Origin of the sequence: Streptomyces sp. P9(2023), from assembly GCF_032436795.1 — a bacterium.
In the GTDB taxonomy this organism is placed as follows: Bacteria; Actinomycetota; Actinomycetes; order Streptomycetales; family Streptomycetaceae; genus Streptomyces.
In genome coordinates this window covers 1-473 of record NZ_JAUPWM010000153.1, presented here as the reverse complement: position 1 = coordinate 473, position 473 = coordinate 1, and the positions used below count along the sequence as shown (strand labels likewise).

The following is a 473-nucleotide window of genomic DNA, read 5'->3' as shown; positions in this document are numbered from 1 at the left end:
GCCTTGTGCTCAAATCCACGATGCGCAATATTACCTCGTCCGTGATGACGTCAAAACCATGAAGTATGCAAATGACAACGTGGTTAAAGCCGTCGAATGGCAGGAAGACCCACTAATTCAACATGACGAAGTTAAGCTAGGCGGTGCGTTCAGCATCTTCTACCCGACATGGGCAGAAGAATGCGACATACCAAATGGTGCGTCTGTTGATGAAATCCGTGAGGCATTGGGGAACCACCTCACTAAACTCGAAGAGAAGAAAGCAGCATGACGGAAAAAACAGTATCCCGTATGAACTACTGGCTCATGTCGGCAAATGTCCGCTTCAAGCAGGGCGTTACTGAAAAGCTGGCCTTGGTCAATGTGGTTCTCGCCACGTCTGAGCAGTACCTGAACAGCGGTGCACTTGGACGTGTGAACCAGATGGCACAGGTACAGGCTGTGAACACCGGTCTGATCCCGAATAACGGGGA

General features: G+C 50.3%; 2 protein-coding genes. Both read left to right on the top strand.

Going from position 1 to position 473, the window contains the following annotated elements:
- A partial coding sequence (locus tag Q5762_RS37125; RefSeq protein ID WP_315896720.1) for a hypothetical protein occupies positions 1 to 271 on the top strand: 271 nt, incomplete at its 5' end.
- Between the two features lie 20 nt (positions 272 to 291).
- Positions 292 to 473, top strand: a 182-nt coding sequence (locus Q5762_RS37120; protein ID WP_315896719.1) for a hypothetical protein, incomplete at its 3' end; no start/stop codon positions are given.